Origin of the sequence: Lysinibacillus sp. FSL M8-0134, from assembly GCF_038069745.1 — a bacterium.
Classification (GTDB): domain Bacteria; phylum Bacillota; class Bacilli; order Bacillales_A; family Planococcaceae; genus Lysinibacillus; species Lysinibacillus irui.
Genome location: NZ_JBBPAJ010000002.1, coordinates 312656 through 338170, shown reverse-complemented (window position 1 = coordinate 338170; position 25515 = coordinate 312656). Strand labels below are relative to the sequence as shown.

The following is a 25515-nucleotide window of genomic DNA, read 5'->3' as shown; positions in this document are numbered from 1 at the left end:
TTACCGTGAACAAAATGTACGAAATAGATAAAAAGAAATTAATAAACATTAATTTGTAAACGATTACATTTGATCGAAATTATTTTATTATAGGGTAAATATTCGAAAAATTAGTTATTTATCGAATTGGTAAATAATTTAGTAGAGCAATTGGGGGGAGAATTATGCTAGCAATTTTAGGCTTTTTAATGATATTAGTATTTATGATTTTGATTATGACGGGACGTCTTACAGCAATGATTGCATTAATTGTAGTTCCAATTACGTTTGCAGTTATAGGTGGATTCGGAAGTGAAATGGGTCCGATGATGTTGGATGGAATTAAAAGTGTCGCTCCAACAGGGATTATGATTTTATTTGCAATTCTATTCTTTGGTATTTTGATTGATGCTGGTGTATTTGATCCAATCATTAAAACAATTCTAAGGTTAGTAAAAGGTGATCCTGTAAAAATTGCCATTGGAACAGCAGTTTTAGCTCTTTTGATTTCTTTAGATGGTGATGGTACGACAACATACATGATTACTATTTCTGCATTTCTGCCGCTTTATAAAAGAATTGGCATGCGACCAATTGTATTAGCTGGTATTGCCGTTTCAGCTTCAGGTGTAATGAATCTTCTACCTTGGGGGGGACCAACGGCAAGGGTTATGACAGCTTTGAATCTTGAAATGTCAGAGGTTTTTACACCCGTAATTCCTGCAATGATTGGCGGCGCTATCTTTGTTCTGTTTATGGCATTTATGTTTGGAAGAGAAGAAAGAAAGCGAATTGGCGTTATAGAATATGATTTTGAAGCTACAGCTCAGCTTGCTGCAACAGTAGAAGATGACCATTTAAAACGTCCAAAATTAATTGTCTTTAATTATGCTCTAACAATCGTCCTTTTAGTAGCATTAATTATGGAGTTATTACCACCGGTTACATTATTCATGCTTGGTTTTGCGATTGCGATTACTGTAAACTATCCAAAATTAAAAGATCAAAAGGAACGTATTGCGAATTATGCTGACAATGCATTATCTGTTGTTTCAATGGTTTTTGCAGCAGGGATTTTTACAGGAATTCTTTCAGGTACATCAATGGTAGATGCGATGGCAAACTCAGTTATTGATTATATTCCAGATGCTATGGGTTCACATTTTGCTGTTGTTACAGCGATCCTTAGTGCACCATTTACATTCTTTATGTCAAATGATGCCTTTTACTATGGAGTACTGCCGCTACTTGCTAAGGCAGGAGCAGTATATGGCATTGATCCAGCCTTAATCGGTAGGGCTTCCCTTTTGGGGATGCCAGTCCACCTTTTAAGTCCACTTGTTCCATCTACTTATTTATTAGTCGGTATGGTTGGAGAAGATTTCGGCACATTACAACGTATCTTCTTAAAGTGGGCATTCGGCTCTACAATTGTCATGATTATTGTTTGTGTAGTATTAGGAATTTTTCCTCTTTAATGAATTATCGTTACGCAATATCTCTTATCCATAAAAACAGAATCGGCAAATCAATCTGTTTTTATTTGGATAATCAACATAATTAAACATTTCAATCTAAAAACGCCCAGAGTATAATCTGAGCGTTTTTATTACGCTTTAATATGTACAATCAAGCGTCATCCCCACCCATTTAAGATTATTGCATTAGTTTTGAATAGATAATTTTAGAACCGGATATAAATATAAAAAAATTGAAAGGAACTAGTTATGGAATTTTATAAAGAGAAGGAAATCTATTGTTTTAGCTGTCGTAAAAAAACTATATTTACCTGTAAAGATATGCATAACAAAATTGGGGTAGACAGCCATTGTAGCGAATGTTCAGGTATTTGGTTTGAGTGGCAAAATAGAGCAGTTGAAAGAGAAATGGAAAAATGGATTGAATATAATAAAGGGCTCCTTAACTAGTTTTAGGGTGGATAGAGGTTTTGGGACTATCCAAAATTAATCTATACCGATCGTAGCTTAGTAGAAAATAAAATCATTTACCTCTATTTTTCTTAGTAGTGAAATGATTTTTTTATTAGATCAATTTCCATAATTTATTATTTTTTATATAAAGATGTAACCTTTTAAAATAGTAAAACGTTTAATATAGTAAGCCAATTAATCAAAAGGTGTTTATATTTCTAAGATAATGTGGGTGGGTTTTCAACTAATCAAGAAATAGTTATGTATAACTTATGCAAAGGAGTGTTTTTATGAAAAAGCTATTGATTATAACAAGTTATTTAGGGTTTTTTCTACTAGGAGGTTTGACTTTTACGTACTTCTCAACATCTGAAGCGGCTAGCATTACGAAAAAGATCGAAGTAGTTCAGGATAAGATTAGTTATTATGTAGATAAAGTTAAAAAAGTACCCCCTGAAGGTCAATCTGGATTTATCTATCAAGGCACTACATATGTTCCAATGCGCTTTGTTGCTGAGTCTTTAGGAGAAAAGGTGACATGGGATGGGAAAACTAAATCAGTTTATATTGGTGATGTTCCAAAATTCATCTCTTTAAAAGATGTAAAGCCTATTGGAAGTGAGGAAGACCACTTCTTCCACAATCCAAGCACTGTCGTTATTAGTACAGGAGAGAAGTTTGAACAATCCTATCAGCTTGGTGGTTATCATGGCGGAGGAGCTGTACAAGATCATACCGTTGAATATTTAGCTAACGGAAATTATAAAGGATTCGAAACATATTTGGCGCCAGTTAAAAAGTTAGTAGCTGGTTCTTCAGGTATAGGGTCCTTGAAGATTTATGCGGATAATAAATTGATTTACGATAGTGGCTCAATAAAAGACAAGGTGAAGGTAAATGTTAATTTAGAGGGAGCTACAAAAGTGAAATTTGAAATTGTAGGAAGTGGATTAGGTATATTAAATCCTCAATTTGTTCAATAATCGTTACGTTTATAAACAGAGAAGATGACATGTTGTCATCGTCCTAGTATTGGTATCTATTTATTAAATGCTAAGTTACAAAATAAGCGGGTAAAAGTATTTAATATCATTTAGAGTAAGACGTGGATGATGTAAAGCCGTCTTATTAAAAGTGAATTTTTCTCGTAAAAGTTAGATTACTTTCTAACTTTTGCGAGTTTTTTTTATGCATGCCTAGTAAATAGTATTTTATTTCCAACAATCTAAATAGTCGGATTATTGTTGCAACACTAAAAAAATCATGATAATATTAGTAAAACGTTTTACTAAAACGTTTTACTTGTGAAGGGGATGAACATATTGAGAAATAAACGAATTGCAACGATTGGGGATGCAATGGTCGTTTTTAATCCATCTAAGACAGGTCCTCTACGTTTCGTTCCTTCCTTTGAGCGAGCTGTTGGTGGTGCAGAATTAAATTTTGCAATAGGTGTTACACGTTTAGATATGGAAGCAAAATGGATTAGTTGTATTGGAGACGATGAATTTGGCAAGTTAATTTATAACTTTGCGCGTGGTGAAGGAATCGATGTATCACATGTTTTACGAACACCCCATATTCCAACGTCTATCTACTTTAAAGAAATTCGGGAAGACGGGGCAGGTAAATCGTTTTATTACCGTAACCCATCACCTCTACTTGAGTTGACAGAAAATCGTATAGATGAGTCAGTACTTGATGATGTGGATTTATTACATATTAGCGGAGTGTATTTAGCAGTATGTGAACATAACATTCAAGTTGCATTGAAATTAATTGCCTTAGCACAGGCAAAAAGTATTCCTATATCCTTTGATCCAAATTTACGTTTAAAACTATGGTCTATAGAAGATGCCAGAGAGGTTTATGAAAAAGTGTACCCATCTATCAATCTTCTGCTAACAGGACAGGATGAATTTGAACTTTTATTTGAAGGGCGAACAGTTAAGGACGTTCAAGAGAGTTATAAAATAGATGAAATTATTGTAAAAAAAGGTGAGCAAGGTGCAACGGTTTATACAGCCACTGAGCAGTATGATCGAGAGGCTTTTACTATTCGTGCTATTGACACAGTTGGAGCAGGGGATGCATTTGATGCGGCCTATGTCTATAGCTATTTAAATGGTGATGATATCGAAGAACGTCTCCGTTTAGCCAATGGCGCAGGTGCATTGGTAGCAACGATTAAAGGAGATAATGAGGGTCTTCCATCATTGCAAGAGTTAAGACAATTTATCGGCGACGAAAAATTAATTGAACGTTAGGGGTTGTCAGGAGTGCAAAAAATTGAAATTTTGAAAGCGTTGTCAGATGCAAAAGTTGTCGCTGTTATTCGGGGACGTTCACCCGAAGAAGCGACGGAAATTTCAAAAGGTGCCATTACAGGTGGCATTCGAGCAATTGAAATAACGTATACAACACCTTTTGTTGAAGAAACCTTTAAAGCATTACGCGATTGTGATGCAATAATTGGAGCTGGCACAGTATTGGATGTTGAGACTGCACGTCACGCCATATTAAACGGTGCAAAATTTGTGGTTAGTCCTAGCTATAATGCTGCGATTGCGAAGCTTTGTAATCGTTATAGCATACCGTATTTACCAGGGTGTATGACTATTACAGAGATGGTGACAGCCCTTGAGGGTGGTAGTGACATTATAAAATTATTCCCGGGAAATCAATATGAACCAAGCTTTATTAAAACTGTTAAAGGCCCTCTCCCAAATATCACAATTATGCCTACAGGCGGTGTTGGTTTAACTAATATGAATAAATGGTTAGATGCTGGTGCGGTAGCGGTTGGTATTGGAAGTGATTTAAATAAAGCATTTGCAACAGATGGCTATGAAGGTGTTGTAGCTCAAGCAAAAGCTTATATGGAAAATCTATCAAACTAGGAGGTAACAAGTATGAATATGACTTTTAGATGGTATGGTCGTGGCAATGATACAGTGAAACTAGAAGATGTGAAGCAAATACCTAATGTTAAGGGGATTGTTTGGGCACTCCATCACCTACCAGCAGGGGAAGTATGGTCTAAAGAAGCTATTCAAGATGAAGTTGATTATATTCAGTCTTTTGGATTCCATACAGATGTCGTAGAAAGTGTCAATGTCCATGAAGATATTAAACTAGGATTGCCAACACGTGATCAATATATTGAGAACTATAAACAATCTATTCGGAACCTTGGTGAAGTGGGTGTTAAAGTTATTTGCTATAATTTCATGCCAGTATTTGATTGGACACGTACAGACTTATTCCATCCATTAGAAGATGGCTCAACGGCTCTCTACTTCGACAAGGAGAAGGTAATGAATTTAGATCCACAAGAACTGGTGAATGAAGTAAGTGCTTCTTCGGATTTAACCCTTCCAGGATGGGAACCAGAACGATTAGCTCGACTTTCAGAATTATTTGAGCAGTACAAAGAAGTTGATGAAGTTAAACTTTGGGATAACTTAGCTTACTTCTTACAAGCTATTTTACCAGTTGCAGAAGAAGTAGGTATTCAAATGGCGATTCATCCAGATGATCCACCGTATTCAATCTTTGGCTTACCGCGCATTATTACAGGATCAGAAAGCTATGAAAAATTAATTAAAATATCTGATTCAAATGCGAATGGCTTTACGTTTTGCTCAGGTTCAATGGGAGCAGACCCACAAAATGATATGGTAGCAATCGCTGAAAAATACGCACATCGTGCTCCGTTTGCCCATATCCGTAATGTGAAAATCAAGGAAAATGGTAGTTTCTTTGAAACATCGCATTTTACATCGGATGGCTCAATCGATATTAAAAATATTGTCCGTACATTAAATGACCAAAACTATGAAGGCTATGTTCGTCCAGATCATGGTCGTCATATTTGGGGCGAACAATGTCGTCCAGGCTACGGCTTATATGATCGTGCACTTGGCATTATGTATTTAAATGGTCTTTGGGATGCTTATGAAAATCTAAAGAAATAGGTGACATGTATGAAAGCACTACAAGTAATGAAACCTTTTGAAATGGCTTTAATTGATGTAGCAGAACCAGTGATAACAAATTCAACAGACGTGCTTGTACAAACAGCATATGTTGGAATATGTGGCTCAGATATGCATATTTATCATGGTTCGAATCCATTAGCGACATTACCTCGTATACCAGGGCATGAAGTTGTTGGACGTGTATTAGAGGTTGGCCAAGAGGTACAAGGATTAAAAGTGGGTGACAAAGTTGTTGTCGAACCAATTCGTTATTGTGGTGAGTGCTACGCTTGCCGTAAAGGACAACCAAACGTCTGTGAACAGCTTTCTGTTTTTGGTGTTCATGAAGATGGAGGTATGCGTGAGCGTTTTGTAGTTGCAGAAAAGCAATTGCATAAAGTAGCAGATCACACACCTTTTGAAGAGGCTGTCTTAATCGAACCTTACACAATTGGCGCACAAGCCGTATATCGTGGTGAACTACAGAAAGGTGAAACCCTATTAATTCAAGGTGCAGGACCGATTGGCATTTGTATTTTAAAGATGGCTAAATTAATGGATGCTCGTGTAATGATTTCTGATTTGGATCCAGCTAAGCTTTCATACGCAAAAGAACTTGGAGCGGATGAAGTTGTCAATGTAAAGGAACAAGATTTATTAGAGGCTGTTAATCAATGGACAGATGGAGTAGGTGTCAATGTATCTATTGATGCGGTATGTATTCCACTAACATTTAAGCAATCGATCGATGCTGTTTCAGTTGCTGGAAGAGTGGTAGTTCTTAGCTTTGGAGAGGAAGCCATTGAGCTTGCCCCCCTACCAATCACGAAAAAGGAATTATCGATAAAAGGATCACGTTTACAAACATTCCAATTTGAAAACGTAGTGAAGCTTGTTGATGCTGGGAAGCTACAGCAACAAGGTTTAATTACACATACTTTCTCATTACATGAAGCAAAAGAAGCCTTTGAATATATAGAAAAAAACCCAAATGAAGTACGTAAAGTTATTTTAAAAGTAGGTGAGAAAGGTGCATGAAGCATTACAAAATAAAGTTGCCGTTGTAACAGGTGGTAGTGGTGTTCTTTGCTCAGAGATGGCAAGGGAATTGGCTAGGCAAGGTATGCGAGTTGCCATTTTAAATCGTACAGCACAAAAAGGAGAAGCAGTCGTCCAATCGATTAAAGAAAATGGTGGAGAAGCTATTAATTTTACTGTGGATGTTTTAAACAAAGAATCATTAATAGCATCGAGACAAGCAATTTTACAGCGTTATGGTCAAATTGATGTTCTTATTAACGGAGCGGGTGGCAATCATCCAGATGCTATTACGGCTGATGAAGTATATAAAGAAGAATCAATTACACCCAATTTCTTTGAATTAACGGCAAACGGTTTTGAAAGCGTATTCTCGAATAATTTTACAGGTACGTTTATAGCTTCTCAAGTTTTTGGAGAAGCATTGCTGAAAACGAAGGGGACGATTATTAATATTTCATCCATGAGTTCCTATGCCCCTATGACAAAAGTGCCTGCATATAGCGCGGCAAAAGCAGCGATTAATAACTTTACGCAATGGATGGCTGTGCATTTTGCAGAAGCATGTCTACGAGTTAATGCCATCGCACCTGGATTTTTTATTACTGAACAAAACCGTAATTTATTGCTGACTGAAGATGGATCACTAACAACCCGTTCAGAAAAAATTATTACAGCTACACCACAAAAGCGTTTTGGAAAACCACAAGATTTATTAGGAACATTATTATTTTTAGCTGATGATACATACTCAGCATTTGTCACTGGCGTAACGATTCCTGTTGATGGTGGATTTATGGCTTACTCCGGCGTTTAACAGAGGGGATTTATTTCAAATTTAGGGGTGAATGATATGAAACAACAAGGTATTTTTGGAGATGGCAAAACGGTTGTTATTGTCATGCTATTTTTAGCGGGTGTCATTAACTATTTAGACCGTTCAGCATTATCAATTGCAGCACCATTTATTCAAGAAGATATTCATCTAACGTCAACACAATTAGGGATTATCTTTAGTAGCTTCTCTGTTGGGTATGCCATTTTCAATTTCTTAGGTGGAATGGCTTCCGATAAATTTGGTGCCAAGTTAACGCTATTTGTAGCAATGATTGTATGGTCTTTATTCAGTGGAGCAATGGTATTAGTAGTAGGGTTTGCTTCATTAATTATTGTTCGTATTGTATTTGGTATGGCGGAAGGGCCACTATCCTCAACCATAAATAAAATGGTGAATAACTGGTTCCCAGCGGATAAACGTGCCTCTGTAGTAGGGCTAGCCAATAGTGGTACGCCACTCGGTGGTGCGATCGCTGGTCCAATTGTTGGTTATATAGCATTAGCATATGGCTGGAAGTATTCATTTATTGCGATCATGATCCTTGGATTTGTTTGGGCAATTGTATGGTTTAAAGTAGTAAAAGAAAAGCCGAACAAAGAAGACAGTGTAGAATCAATGGCACAATTAGAAATTGCAGCAGAAGATATCAATCATAGTCGTGGCCTGTCTTATTATTTAAAACAGCCTACAGTATTATTTACAGCCTTCTCATTTTTTGCCTATAACTATATTCTGTTCTTTTTCTTGACTTGGTTCCCAAGCTACTTAGTGGAAGCTCGTGGCATGGCTGTTAAAGATATGAGTATCGTAACAGTTATCCCATGGATTTTAGGATTCCTAGGTTTAGCATTGAGTGGGATTGTATCAGATTTCATTTATAAACGCTTTATGCGTAAGGGTGTTTTATTCTCTCGTAAAGTCGTTCTAGTTACATGCTTATTCTTAGCTGCTGTCTCTATTGGCTGTGCAGGTATTGTAACAACAACAATTAGTGCTGTTGCGCTTGTTGCCACTTCCGTTTTCTTCTTATATTTAACAGGGGCTATTTACTGGGCCATTATTAATGATGTGGTGGAATCTAAGTATGTTGGATCTGTTGGTGGATTTATGCATTTTCTTGCAAACACGGCGGGGATTATTGGACCAACTTTAACAGGTTTCCTAGTAGATAAAACAGGAACGTTCTCAGCTGCTTTCCTACTTGCAGGTGGCTTAGCAGTCATCGCTTCATTAGCAGTTATTAAATTTGTTACACCAATAGTTCATAAAGAAATAGCTTAGAAATAGAAAGGATGGATTCAAATGAACAATCAGTCAGTTATTAAAATCCATCCGATGGACAATATTGTCATAGCCTTGAGTGATCTTCCTCAAGGCTTTTTACTTCCATTGGATGGGATAGAAATAACGTTACAGCAACCAGTACAACGTGGGCATAAGATTGCCATCACAACTCTTTCTAAAGATACACATATCACAAAATATGGTTTTCCAATTGGTCATGCGACAGAAGAAATCCCATTAGGTAGTTGGGTTCATTCACATAATATGAAAACCAATTTATCAGGAGAATTAAGCTATGAATTTAAACCCAAAACACATCCCATAGCAGAGCCTCGTCATGTACAGCGCACGTTTAAGGGCTATCGTAGAACAGATGGTCAGGTTGGCGTGCGGAATGAAATCTGGATTATTAATACGGTTGGTTGTATTAACAAGGTAGCTGAAAATTTGGCGAAGTTAGGCAATCAATTATTAAAGGCTGACAATTTTGATGGTGTACAGCATTTCGCACATCCATATGGTTGCTCACAACTGGGTGATGATTTAACGTATACACAAAAAATTTTAGCTAATTTGGTTCACCACCCTAATGCAGGGGCGGTCATTGTATTAGGGCTAGGATGTGAGAACAATTATATTGAGTTATTTAAGAAAACAGTCGGGCATTATGACGAACAACGCGTAGCCTTTTTAAATGTTCAAGAGTCAGCAGATGAAATGGAAGAGGGGCAACAATTGCTGGAAAAGGCCTTTGACTATGTGACGACATTTAAAAGACAAGCATTACCTATTTCAGAACTGAAAATTGGTTTGAAATGTGGTGGTAGTGATGGTTTCTCTGGCATTACAGCTAATCCGATGATTGGCCTATTCTCTGACCAATTAATCTCAGCAGGTGGATCAACGGTGTTAACGGAAGTTCCAGAAATGTTTGGTGCTGAACAGATTTTAATGGAACGTGCAAAAGATGCCGCTGTTTTCGAGGATATTGTGCATTTAGTAAATGATTTTAAACAGTATTTTATGAAATATAATCAACCTGTATATGAAAATCCCTCTCCAGGAAACAAAGCGGGTGGAATAACAACATTGGAAGAAAAGTCACTTGGCTGTATTCAAAAAGGTGGATTCCAAGAAATAAAAGAGGTGCTTGATTACGGCGACCGTATGTCAACAAAGGGGCTACATCTACTAAATGGCCCAGGAAATGATCTTGTATCAACAACAGCACTTGCCGCAACAGGCTGCCAAATTGTTCTTTTCTCAACAGGTAGGGGAACACCGTTTGGAGGACCTACACCTACAGTTAAAATTTCAACAAATACTCCACTTTATGAACGCAAAAAAAATTGGATTGACTTTAACGCAGGGCAGTTAGTGGATGGTAAGCCTATGGATGAAGTAGTCGATGGATTTATGGAGTATATATTAGCGTTAGCTTCAGGTGAAGTACAAACGAATAATGAGAAGTATGGTTTCAAAGAAATCGCCATTTTTAAAGATGGCGTGACGATGTAGGAGAGAAAATGACATGAAGCATCCTATTAAAATTATGCAAATAGGTGATGGGAATTTTATTAGAGGCTTTTTTGACCTAGCGGTTGAAAAACTTCAAGTTCCTTGCAGTATCGTTTCAGTTGCAGCGACAGCAAGAGGAAAAACGGTCAAACAACTAGAAGAACAACAGTTGCAATTCACTGTGATGGAACGAGGGTTAAAAAATGGTGAGGTTGTAGAAGAAGAAACCTCCGTTAAGGTTATTCAAGATACTATTCATCCATATGTGAACTGGCATTCATTTTTGCAATATGCGCAGTCAGAAACACTTGAAATGATTGTGTCAAATACAACAGAGGCCGGAATTTATTACGAAAATATCCCTTATCCAACTGCCTGTCCAACAAGCTATGCAGCAAAGTTAACAGTCTTCCTAGAACAATATTTCAATCATTTTCAAGGTGAAAAACAACTGGCCATTGTGCCTCTGGAATTAATAGAACAGAATGGTTCTACCCTAAAAATTATTTGCCTACAGCATGCTAAAGACTGGAACCTGCCTACAGCATTTAATGAATGGCTTGCTACTTTAACTTTTTGTAATACACTAGTAGACCGTATTGTAACAGGTTATCCACAAGATTATCACGGTGAAGATGCCCTTTATACAGTTTGTGAACCCTATTTCCTTTTTGTAATTGATCAGAAAGAGCCGTTTAAACATTGGCCAACAAATAATGATTTACCTTTTGTATTTGATGATTTAGACATGTATCGGAAACGCAAAGTTGCCATTTTAAATGGTAGTCATATTTTGCTTTCAGCATTTGGGAAAATTTTTCAATATACAACTGTAAGAGATGCATTTTCTAACACAGGTATTCGAGCATTTATTGAAAAAGTAACAAATGATTTTACCAAACGATTTCAAGTGGATGAACACTATCAGCAAGATGTTTTTGAACGTTTTTTAAATCCATTTATTGAGCATCAGCTATATGATATTCAATTAAATGAGTTATCAAAGTGGCAAACGCGAATTGCACCATACGCCGAAACAGAAATATACTATCAAGCTTTAGCGTTAGGAATCTATGCAATGAATCCAAGACGCTTTTCCATGCGTGAATCGGATCAGATTATTGAAATACTGACTGAAATCCATAACCATTTTGAACAAGGTCAAACAGAGCCAATGCAACAATTTATTGAACAACATTTCCAGTGTGATGCAACTAAGGTTATTCAGCAATTATCCACAATTCATAGATTATTGGAGGAAATAGCATGCGACAATTGATCATTAATGAACCATTTCAAATGGTGGAACGTGAGGTAGACAAGCCAATTATTAAAAAAAGTCATGATGTTCTATTAAAAATCACACATATTGGCGTGTGTGGAACAGATACACATGCTTTTGCAGGTGAACAGCCATTCTTTAGTTATCCACGAGTGTTAGGCCATGAACTAGCTGCTATCGTGGAGGAAGTCGGTGAAGCAGTTAAGGACATCCACGTAGGAGATCGTGCAACAGTTATTCCATACATTCATTGTGGAGAGTGTGTTGCATGTCGTCGAGGTCAAACAAACTGCTGTAAATCTTTGAAAGTATTAGGTGTACATATGGATGGTGGTATGGGCGAATATATCGTAGTTGATGACAGTATTGTCATTACAGATAATGCTGTATCAGGTGACCAATTAGCCATTGTGGAACCATTAGCTATTGGTGCCCATGCAGTACGTCGTTCGGAACTAACAGAAAATGATACGGTACTTGTTATCGGTGCAGGGCCAATTGGATTAGGAGCAGCACGTTTTGCTAAGTTACGCGGTGCAAAAACAGTATTAATGGATTTGAACGAAGAACGTTTAAAAGAAGGACAGGCATGGTCGGAAGCGGATGGTGTGATTGTTGGTAGCCATGACATAATGGCGCAGTTACATGAAAAATTTAATGGTGAACTTCCTACAGTTGTCTTTGATGCAACAGGTAATCAACAATCAATGGAATCTTCATTCCAATACGTAGAAAATAGCGGCACATTAGTATTTATTGGTTTAATGAAGAAGACCATTACATTTAATGATCCTGAATTTCATTCAAAGGAATTAACGTTAAAGAGTAGTAGAAATGCTACTTTAGAAGATTTTGAGACAGTGATGAACTATATGCAGTCAGGAGCGATAAAGCAAGGCTATGTTACGAAAAATATTGCATTTGACGAAGCGATTTCTTACTTTGAGGCAAAACAATATAACACGAACAAAGCGCAAATTTATTTTAAATAATGGGGAGGACTTTCAATGAATATTTCTGTATCAGCATTAAAAGAATTAGTTGCTCAAAAATTCACAGCTCATGGTGTTGACGCTGAAACTGCGGCGCAAGTAGCAGATGTTTTGATTTATGCAGATTTACGTGGTGTCAGTTCTCATGGCGTTATGCGTGTGGAACATTATATAACACGTTTAAAGGCAGGGGGCATAACGAAAAACCCAAATTTTTCAGTTGAAAAGCGTGGCACAAATCACCTTCTATTTAAGGGGGATAATGGTTTTGGACATGTTATTTGTAAGGAAGCAATGGATGAAACGATTAAAATAGCAAAGGAACATGGCTCATGTACAACGATTATTCAAGAAAGCAGCCATTGTGGGGCACTCGGCTATTTCCTTGAACAGGCTACGAGCAAAAATTTAATTGCTATCATGTGCTCTCAAACCGACTCAGCAGTTGTCCCTTTTGGAGGAAAAGAGCCTTATTTTGGCACGAATCCGATAGCTTACGGTTTTCCAACAGACGATAAACCAATCATTTTGGATATGACAACAAGTAATGTGGCCCTCGGGAAAATTTTATATGCACGTGAAAAAGGAGAGACAATCCCTAATACATGGGGAGTTGACGTACAAGGGGCGCCAACTACAGATCCTCATCAAGTAAAATCTTTAACACCGTTTGCAGGGGCAAAAGGATATGGTATGGCACTTGTAGTAGATGTTCTCTCCGGAATTTTAGCAAGTGCAGCTTTTGGTCCACATATTTCAAAAATGTATGGTGATTACGAACAAAAGCGTAATCTAGGACAATATTTATATGTATTAGATCCAAATATTTTTGGAGATATTGATCAATTCAAAGCAAATATCTCACAAATGATTAATGAATTACATGATGCTCCAACGGCACCAAATTTTGATCAAGTACTGGTACCAGGCGAAATTGAACAGAAACGAAGTGCGGAAACAATGGAAAAGGGCATTGATTTACCTGAACAAGTGTATAACTATTTGAATAGTTAATTTAACTAGTAAAGTATGCTATGCTACATAATACCAAGGAGAGTTTTCATATTTATAGGTAGGAGATTGATTTTAGTGAAAAAAACAACAATTGCCGATGTTGCGCAATATGCAAATGTTTCAAATAGTACCGTCTCTCAATTTTTAAATAAGCGATATGAATATATGAGTGTAGAGACCCGTAAGAAAATTGAAGAAGCTATTGAAACTTTGCAATATCGTCCAAATTTAATGGCTCGTAGCTTAAAACAGAAATCCACCTTTACGATAGGTATTATAGTAGCGAATATAATCCATGACTTTTCAACAAAAATTATTAATGCATTGGAAGCAGAGTTCGATAAAGAAGGCTTCCATATGATTGTATGTAACTCGGCGGATAACCCTAAAAAAGAGAAAAAGCATATCGAAACCTTACTAGAAAAACAGGTGGACGGCTTAATCGTTTTTCCAACGGGAGAAAATAAAAATCTCTATATAAGACTTCATCAACAAGCAATGCCAATCGTTTTTATTGACCGATTTATTGAGGGAGTAGATATTCCTGCTGTGTTGCTTGATAATTTTTCTGCAATGGATATGGCGGTAGAGACGTTCCAAAAACAACCATTAGCCATTATCACTACTTCTTTAGCCTTACCGATTACTCCTCGTGTAGAACGTTTAGAAGGATTTCGACAAGCGCTCAGAAATAGGAATCTGTTGATTGATGAGCGCTATATAAAAAATGGTGAGCCAGCTGAGATGACAGAGATATTCAATCAATTATTTACATTGGAACAACCACCAAAGGGAATTATTGCGGCAAATGATCGTATTTTTCAGGAATTAATGCTTTATATTAAAAAAAGAAACTTACATGTGCCAAATAATGTACAAGTAATCGCTGTTGATGATGTACCATATGCAAATTTTTTAACACCTTCCATTACAACCTTGAAGCAGCCCATTTTACCAATGGCTCAGAAGGCGGCTTCGTTGCTCCTAGCAAAAATCAAAAAAGAACCACTAGCTGATGAACAAAAATTATATCGCTTTAAACCGATTTTAATTCAGCGAGATTCAACAAACTAAACAAGCAACCCAAAGCTATGCATTTAGCTAGGGTTGCTTGTTTTAGTTGCACTGTAATTCATAGATAGATATGATTATCTAAAGGAATACTTTTATGTAAAAAAAGACCAATAATTCATTCTTGGATGATAGAAAGGAGACTTATGAGCACCATTAGGAAGTATCGTCTCATTCTGTTTGGCTTTGGTTTCTCATATTTGGGAAATTGGGTGAATTTAGTTGCCCTTAATTTATTAGTTTGGCACTTAACAGAGTCCCCAGCAGCTATGGCTAGTATCTTTATTGTGGGGCCAATTGCGCGTATTATAACGAGCTTTTTTGCAGGTTCTATTATTGATCGATCCAATAAACAAAAATTGATGATTTATAGTGATATTGTTCGTGGCATATTGATTTTATTGTTACCGTTTACATCCTCGATTTGGCTTATTTATTGCGTATTATTTTTATCTAATATAGTAAGTAGCTTTTTTGGACCGAGTAGTACCTATTATATTTCAAAATATATTCCAGACGAAGATAAACAATCCTTTAATGCAATTTTAGGAATGTTTAGCTCTGGCTCGTTTTTAATTGGACCTGCATTGGCTGGGTTTATTATTGCAATATCCAGTGTATCTGTTGCGATTTGGTTTAACGCCTTGACGTTCTTTGTCTGTGCTTTCTCGATTTTTAAGCTTCCAGCAGTAGAAGATCATCAGAACATGCATCGACAGCGCATTACTTGGCAAATGCTAAAAGAGGATTATGGTGTTGTCTATTCATTTACAAAGAAAGAGGGCGCTTTTGCAAAAGTTTTTCTCTATTTTCAAGGTGCTTTAATGATTGCTTTTGCATTAGACTCACAAGAAGCTACATTTATTAAACAGAACTTACAAGCTTCAGATGGTCTATATGGTGTAATTGTCAGTATTGCAGGAATTGGTGCCATTATTGGAGGAGCAATGGCTGCACGATATGCTAAAAAGTTTTCGACAAGACAATATATTGTTTATGGTCTGCTCCTGACAATGATCTGCTACACATTATTTTACTCATCACCGAATGTTACATTAGCAATTATTAGTTTTATTGCCTTAGGGATATGTATGTCATTTTGTAATGCAGGCTATAGTACATTTTATCAATTAAGTGTTCCAACAGCTATCATGGGGCGGTTTGGCAGTGTTTCAACAATGGTAATAAATGTACTGCAAATTGGTTTTACTTTAGCTTTAGGATTGCTAGCCGAATGGTTTTCGCTACAAATGGTTTGTATCGTATTTGGTGCGGTCGCTATTTTTATCTCGCTTATTTTATATGTATTTATGCATTCAAAATCAGCATATGAGGGTTTGAAAGAAGAGATTGTCTGAAGTAGGACCACTCTAATTTTAGCTAGTATTAGTCATGTTAAAGAGAATTTCTCTTAGTAAAAGTTAGCACTCATATAATCAAAAAAACAACCCAGAATAATGTTATGTCAAAATTTTAGGAGGTTAACATGGCTAATTCAAGACAACGAAAACCAGATGATCGATCCAATAATGTTGAACGAATTCAGGGTATTATTAAAAATACCGAAGAAAAACTTCATGAAGCAGAAATTAGTATGGAGTTTGCAGATCCTATGCAAAGTAAAATGGTAAAAGAAAAAAATGAGCGTCGTAAACAATCGATAGAAGCGTTGAAAGATGAAATGAAAGATGAAATGGCAGCACGTAAAAATGGCGAAGTGTAGTACTGTATTGTTGGAAATAAAGAAATAAAACATCGACTTCCCATAAGGGTAAGATATCATTGATCAGATGGTTTAGATGTCCTATCAGGATTTCTATATGGCCATCTGCTTTTTTATTTTCAACATGCTTCATGTTATGGTGGCTTTTTATAATTAAATTACATAGAAAAATCTAAAAAAATGAACCTTTCTTAATAGTCATTTGTTTATAAGTTAGAACAAGCAGAAAGGAGTGCCATAAATTGACTGAACGTGAATTATTCGATTCATACAACAAAGATGTATACCGTACTTGTTATTACATGCTACGGAACACCCAAGATGCAGAAGATCTTTGCCATGATGTCTTTGTCATCGTCTTTCGTCAGGATTGGAAAAGCGTTGAACACATAAGAGCTTGGATTATGCGTATTGCAATGAATCAATGCTTAAATCTACTAAAAAGAAAGCAATCTCACCTGAAAAAACAGAGTCAGATTCAATTGCTCCACGAACAGACTACGGCATCAGTTAAATCTGTCGACACCATTGTACTGGAAAAAGCAGCAGAGGAGGAGTGGGAAGATCTTCTAAAGCAGCTACCAGAAAAGCTGATGGCTGTTATCACTCTCCGCTATATCGGAGAATTATCGCTAGCAGAAATTGCAGAAACATTAAAGATCCCAGTAGGCACAGTAAAATCTAGGCTTCATAAAGCATTGAAAATCATGCGAAAAGAACTGGAGCAAAATCAAAACCTTTGGTTGAAGGGAGAGAATCAATTTGGAACGCATTGAGAAGAAGCTTAAAAGCAAGATGAAGACAACCAATAATGTACAGTATCCTGATTTTGATCAAATGTGGAGCAGTATCCAGAAAGATGAGTTAAAGACTTTAGAAGAACCAATCGAACTTCGACCTCGTAGAAGGAAGAAATTTGCTTTAATAGCGGGCCTAGCTGTGGCTCTAATGGCTACCCCTGTCTATGCAGCATTGAATTATGACTGGTCTAACATACTTTCGTATAGAGAGGGAATTCAGTCTGCTTTAGAACAGGGCTTAGGCCAAAAAGTTGAACAATCTGTTACGAAGAGTGGGTTTATGCTAACCGTACATACGGTGTTTATTGATGAAAACAGAACCTTCCTTTTGTATAGTTTAAAACCTGACGCCTCTTGGAAAGGAAAGGATGTTAGTTTTGATCAAATTGGTCTTACAGACTCTAACGGAGATTTTATTAAAGGAAATTATGCACATCTTTGGAATGAAGATCTCGGCCTCTTCCAAGGATATTTTGAGACAGACTGGGTTGCTGATGACCAGAAGTCCAATATTAATTTCTCGATGAAAAATATTCATTCGATTGGTAATGAAGAGAAGTCAATTAACTATAATCCTAATGATACTAATACGCAGGTTTTCACTATTCAAAAGGATGGAATTGATAATGTAACTATACAAGCTTTTGAACAACCAGAGGGGAAAATACTCCTTCAATCAGCCGTTACGTTTACAGACGCTAAAATGAAGAACAAGTGGGTACGTATCAAGGCTTTAGATGATAAGAATCAACCTATACAAGAAGCGGAAACACCTGTTTTTGGTACTCCTGGAGCAACAGATGAATACTTGAGTCAACAAATTTTTACTAAAGATAGCTTAAAAACCAAAGGGTCAAATTTTCAACTGGCGTATGAACATACTTTAGGTGTTGCAGAGGATACTTGGAGTATTGAGATGAATCTGACCAAAGAGCAACTGAAAAAAGGATCATTTAGAAAAGTGGTAAATATTCCTTTAGAAAATGTCCCTGGTGGAACAAAAATTCATGAAATGAAAGTTACACCAACACAAGTTCGATTAATTCTGACAAGTGAAGAGAGATATGCTCATCAACCTTATATGGATTATCAACTGGATATTGGAGGAGTACTATTAGATGGAGGAAGATGGGATGTAGAAAATGATCCCTATAAAGTAGAACTTCGCTTTGAAATGACGGGGGTTGATGTGTCGATGTTGGCGAAACAATCTATAACCTTAGTAGCCAAACACCGAGTGGATGTAGAAGATGGCGATCATAAACCGATTCGTTTGACTGACATATCAGAGAAACCTCAAATTAAAACATCTACGATTGGGGAGTTTCCAATTACATGGACGTATTATAAGAAGGACAATAACCTTTACGTTGAATCCTTTAGCTCTGATCCAACGTTTGGTGGTGTCAGTCAAACTTATTACCTAGACCATAAAGATCGAAATTATGGGATGCCTCTCACAGTAGGATTTCTCGGTGATAATAATAATAAGAATATAGATGAGTATAAGAATTTCAAAGGTAAAGATCTTGATATATATGTTTGGAAATATACTACGAACCACCCAGATGCAGAGCTACGTGTGCCACTACAATCTTTGAAATAAAAGGCTTACCAATCCCACTTATTTGGATACTTCAAATGAGTGGGATTTTATTTTTATAGAGTTACCGCACATGTATAATTAAATAAGTTACATTAGAATTGCACACGATTATTAGTTTGATTTACCTCTTAGTATGAGGAAGAAAGGAAATTTGAAATGGAACATTCTTTGAAAAAAGCGATTGTCTTGCAAGCAGTAGAAGAGCCGGTTACATACACGGACAGTAAACTAGGTGGTCAACCTTATTGTAAGCCGGGTGATGAATTCCCCATCCATGAGAGTGGAACACCTTATATGTTTTTGGCACAGCTTAATTTTTCACAGCTACCTAAGCTAGAAAATTACCCACAGCATGGTCTTTTGCAGTTTTTTGTATTGGCAGATGAGGATTATGGTCTTTATGAGGATGGCTATTATTGTAGGTACTATGAGGAAATTGAAACCTCCGTTGATATTGAGCCTTTTTCTGAAGAAGAAGAGGAGTATGAGCTGTGTGAACCGATCATCTTTGGTGGCCCTTATGCATTAAAAGCTACTTTACAGGAGGAGTTAGTACCTTATACTGATCCACGTTCAGTTCACTATGAATTACCAATGGAGGATCCTGAGTATGGTAAGTATTTTGATAAAACGGATAGTAGTGGCACAAAGATAGGGGGCTATGCGTTCATGGATAAAAATAGTTTTGATGAACATAATAGCCATGCCGAATTGCTGTTTCAATTAGATATGGAAGGTAATGATAAAAAGACCTATGCCATGATATTAGATTCAGGTACAATGCAATTCTTTATTGAAAGAGAAGCCCTAAAAGCTAAGGATTTCTCCAAGCTATATTATTATATTTATAGTTTGTAAAATAGAACTATTTTAAATTAAATGAGGAGATTCATGTTATGCCCTCTACTGAAAACAAAAAATCCTTTACATATAAGCTTGGTATAGGCGTTATTATTTTTTCTCTTTCCCTATGGTTAGTCCCAATCATTACACCATTCACACCCATACCTACAAAAGTAAAGGCTGGGCTTATTCCAGGAAGTATTATTGTAGCTGAAATCATGTTTTGGCTAGGTGCTCTACTTGTTGGGAAGGAAGTAGCTAACAAATTTAAAAGTTACCTCAACCCTAAAAAATGGCGAGAAAAAGACGACACGAAATCGAAGCAATAATCAAAGCACTTGTTTGAATTTTTGTATCGCTTCATTACATCTCCTGAAGCGACTGTTCATATATGGCTGGATCAATTCGTTAAAAATTTATATTTTAAAAACTGAGAGCATATAGTCATTAATTTGGCTATATGCTCTATTTTTTCTCTTCACGGTAACTATATCCCTATTGTGGGTCTTGGTCGCGTAGTGGGGATAGTTACACAAAATTGCTAAATAAAAGTAAATTATAGTTGCAAATCTGGTTTAATGTGTATATATTGTATATAAAGTATATATACAATATTTCACGAAGAGGTAATTGCATGCAAATTATTATTTCAAACAGTTCAAAAGAGCCTATTTATGAACAAATATATGCGCAGATTAAAAAATCGATCTTAACAGGTGAATTACAAGAGGGGCATCCATTACCTTCCATGCGCCAGCTAGCAAAGGATTTAGAAATTAGTGTCATTACAACGAAACGAGCTTATGAAGAGCTTGAAAAAAACGGCTTTATTTACTCTATTGTTGGAAAAGGTTCGTTTATCTCTGAACAAAATACAGAAATCATGAAGGAAAGAAAAATGAAGGCTATTGAGGAAAAGTTATTAGTGGCGATTCAAAATGCGAAGGAAATGGATATTAGCTTAGTTGAGTTAAAGGAAATGCTTACTTTATTGTATACGGAGGATGAGTGATGGAAAGTGTTATTGAATTACAACATATACAAAAATCTTTTAAAGGTTTTCAAATAAAAGATCTTTCGATTAACGTTAAGAAAGGTTTTGTCACAGGGTTTATAGGAGGGAATGGAGCAGGGAAATCGACCACAATTAAAATGATTATGAATTTATTACAGCAGGATAGTGGGACCATTTCTATTTTCGGTAAGAGTTATAAGAAACACGAAAAAGAAATAAAAGAGCGAATCGGTTTTGTCTATGATGAGAATATTTTTTATGAAAATATCACACTAAATGATATGAAAAGAATCATTAAACCAGCTTATAAAAACTGGGATGACAAGGCATTTCAGCAGTATATTGAACAGTTTGAGTTACCTCTGAACAAAAATATGAAAACCTTCTCAAAGGGGATGAAGATGAAGGCATCATTAGCGATTGCCTTAGCTCACCATGCGGAATTAATTATTATGGATGAGCCAACGTCAGGTCTTGACCCTATTTTTCGCAGAGAGCTTCTAAATATTTTACATGAATTAATGCAAGATGAAGAAAAAACTATATTTTTCTCAACACATATTACAACAGATTTAGATCGCATTGCAGACTATATAACCTTTATTCACCAAGGTGAGCATATATTTACGAAGGAGTTTTATAAGATTGAAGAGGATTATGCCGTCGTCAAAGGGACACTTGATCTATTAGATCGTGAAACGGAGCAGGAGTTCGTGTCCATTCGCAAAACAAACAGCGGATTTGAAGCGTTAGCGAATGAGAAACATCGTATTAAAACTATATTTGGTGATACCGTTGTTGTAGAAAAACCCACGCTTGAAGATATTATGTATTATACAAAGAAGGGGTGGTAATATGCTGAATCTTATTCTAAAGGATATCTTAATCCAAAAAAACACGCTCATCATCTACATAGCTACTATTCTACTTTATTTACTGGTTAATGTTTCTCCGGTATTTATAGTATTTGTTTATAGTGTTGTTTTTATTTTAAATGCTTTCTCTAGTGATGAAAAAGATAATGCCAACATCTTACTTAATTCATTACCCTATACACGAAAAGAAATTGTTAGTTCAAAATATATTGGAGCGTTAATTTTTACAGGATTATTCATATGCTATACGTATTTAGCCAATTATCTTTTAAATGGAACAGTGGTATTAATATTGTGGAAAGAAATATTACTTAATATGGGTCTCGTTATGATTGCCATATCATTTATTTTACCGATATCCTATAAATTTAAAACCAAGTATCTAACTATTATTTGTATTGCTTTAGTTGGAATGTATATGGTCGTAATAAATTATTTTGTTCCTAACTTTAATGATAGGTTAAGAACCCTAGTGCAAAATTTTATGACTGTACAGGAACTACAACTATACCTTTTTGCCACAATCATTACTGTTCTGTTATTTATTAGCTCATGGTTGCTATCGATACGTATTTATGAGCGGAAAGCTTTTTAAAACTTTCAATGAGGTACTAAAAAAGTGAATGGGGTGTTACCATGACTAGATTTTGTGTGCTGACTATTGGTAAGACACACAGTGGTAAATCTACATTTGCACGAAGTTTAGAGCAGATGTGCCAAAATTGTATTGTGATAGATCAAGATCAACAAGCACAATTTTTATATGATTCTTATTCTAAGCTAATCCCGAATAATGGGGAAAATACGATTAAATATAAATTAACAGAAACACTCGTACAATATGCGGTAGATCATACGAAGTTTCATATTGTGTTATGTAATTCTAATTTAAACGAATTTAATAGAAACCGTCTTATACAAAGGTTTAATAATAGCGGATTTCACATCATCATTGTCAAATTTGATTTACCTATAGAAATACTGGAATCTAGAATTAATGAGGCGAGGCGTGATACCTCTATTTTGCGAACCGTTCAAACTTTTAAGGATGTTCTTAACTCACAAAAAGATTATCAGCTAAAGAAAAGTGTAGAACATGCATACAAAGAATTTTATGTAACAAACGAAATTCAAGTAGATTCTGTTTTAAGTGAACTAAAAAACTTGCTAAACGGATAGTTTAAAGAAGAAAAAACGGCTAATCCCATTGAATAAAGGGAATCCAGCCGTTTTTTAATTACAAAGAAGATTTAAAAGCAACTTTCCATATCACCATATTGATAAAGAAAAGCATAATGAAATAAACAGTGGATCCGAAAGTAACCTGACTAGCGATTAAAAAGTGTAAACCTGCCAGCATAGCTAAAGGGATAAACAGCAACATTGTTTTCCAGCCTTGAGCATCTCCAATTTCATCATAGGGTCTGGTAAAGGGTATTTTGTTGCTCATCATAACAAAACAGAAGACCGTATATAGCCAGCTTGTTACTAAAACCACTAACAAATCTGGGATAATTCGAACGCCGTAAATATAGCAAAATACAATACTTAGTACGATATATAAAGGTATATACAATTTAATTAAAAAGGCCTTTAAGCTACCTTTTTGTAAACCTATATAATCTTTAATCGGAAGTGTTTTATAGATCCAAGCGGCCTTATATTTAGCAGAATGACCAAGGAAAAGCACTGCAGAAGGAATAATTAGCATACTAAAATAAATCGTTAAGTAGCCCATACTGCTCGAGTAGTCAATCTCCTCAGATCTGCTAAAGGTAAAGATAAAAATAAATGGGATAATAAATGAAAAACCTAAAGAAGGATAGACTTTGAGCTTAAACTCTCGCTCTTGCCTCATCATCAGAGTGGAAAAACGATAGAAGGCTCGTTCTTCATGTGTTCTACAAATAAGAGATAATAACAATGATTTGAGTCTATTGTTCTTCTCTTTTTTAGATTTACTTGTACTTAGTAGTTTTTGAAGATTGCGTTCAAACGTTGGGATGAGTTTGATATATAACCAAATAGAGATGATAGGAATAATCACTGCTAAGATACTGTAGATTACTGTTAATAAGGATGTGTCACCATGAAGTATTAATTCATACGGAGCGGCGAACCACATCGGGATGAGGAAGAGGCTCCACCAATGAAACGAAACCACCATATCTAAGTTAACAAATTCAAATGATCGAATCAGCACTTGATAACCAATCATGAGCATCAGAGATAGTGCAATTTGTACATAGTTAATCATATCCTTCAACTTTTCGCCATCAAAGAAACGTAAGATAACGATATATAAAATGGCAGTTAACGCCACGATAAATAAATTAATGAGTATGATTTCAAAACCTGTTAAAATAAAAAATACAATTCCTTGCGTAAAGAGGCTGATAACAAGGGGGATAGCTGTTAAGGCAATTGTTAAATAGGATAAATAAATAAAAATATGCATAAATTTTGCGGCATTAATAGTTCTAGCAGAAATCGGCTTCGTCGAAAGTATACTTTTATCTCGCACATCTAAGAGCACAGAAGAAAAGTCAGAAATTAAAGAAGTCATAATTAAAAATATAATCATTGCAAAGGCAATACTCATTTGAAAAAGAAAGTTTTGACCAAATCCCATAAGTGGGATGAGTATAAGTCCGAATAAGACATAAATCCATAGAGACTTAATATATCCAAATTTTTGATCGTCTTTCTTTTTATTCTGTTGAAATAGTGTGGGTACTTTACGCTCATCCATCGTTAGTTTAAGTTGTAGAATTTTTCTCATCATGTCATAATCAATGCCCATTTTTACAAAAAGCCATCGAAATATATCAAGCAATTGAAGTGTTTTAAAATCCGTCATAATGACACTCCTTGTACGATGGAGACAAACTTTTCTCCAATCTCCTGATGTTCATGGAATCCAGTTAACTGGTTAAAAATTCTTTCCAGCGTTCCTTCCATGTTATCAGCTTGTAATTGGGCAAATGTTCCGTCCGCAGCAATTTTCCCATCATACAGCAGGATGATACGACTACTGATTTTTTCAACGACATCCATAATATGAGATGAGTAGAAGATGGTTTTTCCTTGGGCAGCTAGCTGAGTTAAGATTTCTTTAAATATCATGACACTGTTTGCGTCTAAGCCGTTAATCGGTTCATCTAAAAATAGTAGGTCTGGATTATGTATGACGCTTGCAATGATTAGTAGTTTTTGTCGCATACCCTTTGAATAAGAAGAAATTCTAGAATAATACGCTTCACCAACACCAAACAGTTCCATTAGCGATTTCGATTTGTCAGATGCCTCCTCAAGCTCCAGTCCATACAGCTGCCCAATAAATGTTAAATATTCATAGCCTGTTAAGTTATCATAAACATCCGCAATTTCAGGAACATACCCGATTTTCCGCTTATAATCAATTTGATCCTGCTCTATGGTTTTTCCAAAAAGCTTGATTTCTCCGCCATAATCGCCCTCAAGCCCTAAAATTAATTTTACAGTTGTACTTTTCCCAGCGCCATTTGGGCCAATATAGCCAATAATTTCTCCTCTAGATACATGAAGGTCAATCCCCTTTAAGATTTCCTTGTTCCCATAACTCTTCGTTAAATTCGTAATCGTTAAAATTTCCTCCATTTCCTAGCTCCTTTCTAATTTCTAGAAATTTTACCATAACTACACTATAGCATACTTATAAGTAGAAAAATTCCTTTTGGTAAAATG

General features: G+C 35.9%; 25 protein-coding genes. 23 read left to right on the top strand and 2 right to left on the bottom strand.

What is annotated here, in order from left to right; all coding sequences use genetic code 11:
* Window positions 1-164 precede the first annotated feature (164 nt).
* From MKY49_RS21560 to MKY49_RS21450, 23 genes are all read left to right on the top strand, one after another.
* Window positions 165-1457 carry a CitMHS family transporter gene (locus tag MKY49_RS21560; protein ID WP_341387066.1) on the top strand — a complete coding sequence of 431 codons (1293 nt, stop codon included), beginning with the start codon at window positions 165-167 and terminating at the stop codon, window positions 1455-1457.
* 743 nt (window positions 1458-2200) lie between these two features.
* Window positions 2201-2893 carry a stalk domain-containing protein gene (locus tag MKY49_RS21555; RefSeq protein ID WP_341387065.1) on the top strand — a complete coding sequence of 231 codons (693 nt, stop codon included), beginning with the start codon at window positions 2201-2203 and terminating at the stop codon, window positions 2891-2893.
* Window positions 2894-3223: 330 nt separating this feature from the next.
* Window positions 3224-4177, top strand: a complete 954-nt coding sequence (locus tag MKY49_RS21550; protein WP_341387064.1) for a sugar kinase — start codon at window positions 3224-3226, stop codon at window positions 4175-4177.
* Window positions 4178-4189: 12 nt separating this feature from the next.
* Window positions 4190-4810: a bifunctional 2-keto-4-hydroxyglutarate aldolase/2-keto-3-deoxy-6-phosphogluconate aldolase gene (locus tag MKY49_RS21545; protein ID WP_274794912.1), complete on the top strand. Its 621-nt coding sequence runs from the start codon at window positions 4190-4192 to the stop codon at window positions 4808-4810.
* 12 nt (window positions 4811-4822) lie between these two features.
* Window positions 4823-5887, top strand: a complete 1065-nt coding sequence (uxuA, locus tag MKY49_RS21540) for a mannonate dehydratase (RefSeq protein ID WP_274794911.1) — start codon at window positions 4823-4825, stop codon at window positions 5885-5887.
* Window positions 5888-5896: 9 nt separating this feature from the next.
* The gene (locus MKY49_RS21535; protein ID WP_274794910.1) at window positions 5897-6928 is read left to right on the top strand and encodes a zinc-binding alcohol dehydrogenase family protein; all 1032 of its coding nucleotides are present in this window, start codon (window positions 5897-5899) and stop codon (window positions 6926-6928) included.
* Window positions 6912-7745 (top strand): SDR family oxidoreductase, encoded by an 834-nt coding sequence (locus MKY49_RS21530; RefSeq protein ID WP_341387063.1) that lies wholly within the window; start codon window positions 6912-6914, stop codon window positions 7743-7745. The genes MKY49_RS21535 and MKY49_RS21530 overlap by 17 nt, the downstream gene beginning before the upstream one ends.
* Before the next feature lie 36 nt (window positions 7746-7781).
* Window positions 7782-9047: an MFS transporter gene (locus tag MKY49_RS21525; RefSeq protein ID WP_274794908.1), complete on the top strand. Its 1266-nt coding sequence runs from the start codon at window positions 7782-7784 to the stop codon at window positions 9045-9047.
* Between the two features lie 21 nt (window positions 9048-9068).
* Window positions 9069-10568: a UxaA family hydrolase gene (locus MKY49_RS21520; protein WP_274794907.1), complete on the top strand. Its 1500-nt coding sequence runs from the start codon at window positions 9069-9071 to the stop codon at window positions 10566-10568.
* 13 nt (window positions 10569-10581) lie between these two features.
* Window positions 10582-11847, top strand: a complete 1266-nt coding sequence (locus MKY49_RS21515; RefSeq protein WP_341387062.1) for a mannitol dehydrogenase family protein — start codon at window positions 10582-10584, stop codon at window positions 11845-11847.
* The gene (locus tag MKY49_RS21510; protein ID WP_312506577.1) at window positions 11835-12842 is read left to right on the top strand and encodes a zinc-binding alcohol dehydrogenase family protein; all 1008 of its coding nucleotides are present in this window, start codon (window positions 11835-11837) and stop codon (window positions 12840-12842) included. The genes MKY49_RS21515 and MKY49_RS21510 overlap by 13 nt, the downstream gene beginning before the upstream one ends.
* A 15-nt stretch (window positions 12843-12857) precedes the next feature.
* Window positions 12858-13856, top strand: a complete 999-nt coding sequence (gene allD, locus MKY49_RS21505; RefSeq protein WP_341387061.1) for an ureidoglycolate dehydrogenase — start codon at window positions 12858-12860, stop codon at window positions 13854-13856.
* A gap of 75 nt (window positions 13857-13931) precedes the next feature.
* Complete coding sequence (locus MKY49_RS21500; RefSeq protein ID WP_274794902.1) at window positions 13932-14930, top strand: LacI family DNA-binding transcriptional regulator; 999 nt, start codon at window positions 13932-13934, stop codon at window positions 14928-14930.
* 143 nt (window positions 14931-15073) lie between these two features.
* Window positions 15074-16285, top strand: a complete 1212-nt coding sequence (locus MKY49_RS21495) for an MFS transporter (RefSeq protein ID WP_274794901.1) — start codon at window positions 15074-15076, stop codon at window positions 16283-16285.
* Window positions 16286-16413: 128 nt separating this feature from the next.
* Window positions 16414-16650 carry a small acid-soluble spore protein Tlp gene (tlp, locus tag MKY49_RS21490; RefSeq protein ID WP_274794900.1) on the top strand — a complete coding sequence of 79 codons (237 nt, stop codon included), beginning with the start codon at window positions 16414-16416 and terminating at the stop codon, window positions 16648-16650.
* 242 nt (window positions 16651-16892) lie between these two features.
* The gene (locus MKY49_RS21485) at window positions 16893-17426 is read left to right on the top strand and encodes an RNA polymerase sigma factor (protein WP_274794899.1); all 534 of its coding nucleotides are present in this window, start codon (window positions 16893-16895) and stop codon (window positions 17424-17426) included.
* Window positions 17413-19056, top strand: coding sequence for a DUF4179 domain-containing protein (locus tag MKY49_RS21480; protein ID WP_322610538.1), 1644 nt, complete (start codon window positions 17413-17415; stop codon window positions 19054-19056). Before MKY49_RS21485 ends, MKY49_RS21480 begins: the two co-directional genes overlap by 14 nt.
* Before the next feature lie 156 nt (window positions 19057-19212).
* Window positions 19213-19914: a YwqG family protein gene (locus tag MKY49_RS21475; RefSeq protein WP_312506575.1), complete on the top strand. Its 702-nt coding sequence runs from the start codon at window positions 19213-19215 to the stop codon at window positions 19912-19914.
* A 38-nt stretch (window positions 19915-19952) separates the two neighbouring features.
* A complete protein-coding gene (locus tag MKY49_RS21470) occupies window positions 19953-20228 on the top strand; it encodes a transporter suffix domain-containing protein (RefSeq protein WP_274794896.1) in 276 nt (91 codons plus the stop codon).
* 305 nt (window positions 20229-20533) lie between these two features.
* On the top strand, window positions 20534-20911 hold the full coding sequence (locus MKY49_RS21465; RefSeq protein WP_274794895.1) for a GntR family transcriptional regulator: 378 nt from the start codon (window positions 20534-20536) through the stop codon (window positions 20909-20911).
* On the top strand, window positions 20911-21768 hold the full coding sequence (locus tag MKY49_RS21460) for an ABC transporter ATP-binding protein (protein WP_274794894.1): 858 nt from the start codon (window positions 20911-20913) through the stop codon (window positions 21766-21768). Before MKY49_RS21465 ends, MKY49_RS21460 begins: the two co-directional genes overlap by 1 nt.
* Before the next feature lies 1 nt (window position 21769).
* Window positions 21770-22384 carry an ABC-2 transporter permease gene (locus tag MKY49_RS21455; RefSeq protein WP_274794893.1) on the top strand — a complete coding sequence of 205 codons (615 nt, stop codon included), beginning with the start codon at window positions 21770-21772 and terminating at the stop codon, window positions 22382-22384.
* Window positions 22385-22425: 41 nt separating this feature from the next.
* Window positions 22426-22968 carry an AAA family ATPase gene (locus MKY49_RS21450; protein WP_274794892.1) on the top strand — a complete coding sequence of 181 codons (543 nt, stop codon included), beginning with the start codon at window positions 22426-22428 and terminating at the stop codon, window positions 22966-22968.
* 58 nt (window positions 22969-23026) lie between these two features.
* Here MKY49_RS21450 and MKY49_RS21445 read toward each other — a convergent pair whose 3' ends face one another.
* Both MKY49_RS21445 and MKY49_RS21440 read right to left on the bottom strand, forming a co-directional pair.
* Window positions 23027-24649, bottom strand: a complete 1623-nt coding sequence (locus MKY49_RS21445) for a hypothetical protein (RefSeq protein ID WP_341387060.1) — start codon at window positions 24647-24649, stop codon at window positions 23027-23029.
* On the bottom strand, window positions 24646-25428 hold the full coding sequence (locus MKY49_RS21440; protein ID WP_341387059.1) for an ABC transporter ATP-binding protein: 783 nt from the start codon (window positions 25426-25428) through the stop codon (window positions 24646-24648). Before MKY49_RS21440 ends, MKY49_RS21445 begins: the two co-directional genes overlap by 4 nt.
* Window positions 25429-25515 lie beyond the last annotated feature (87 nt).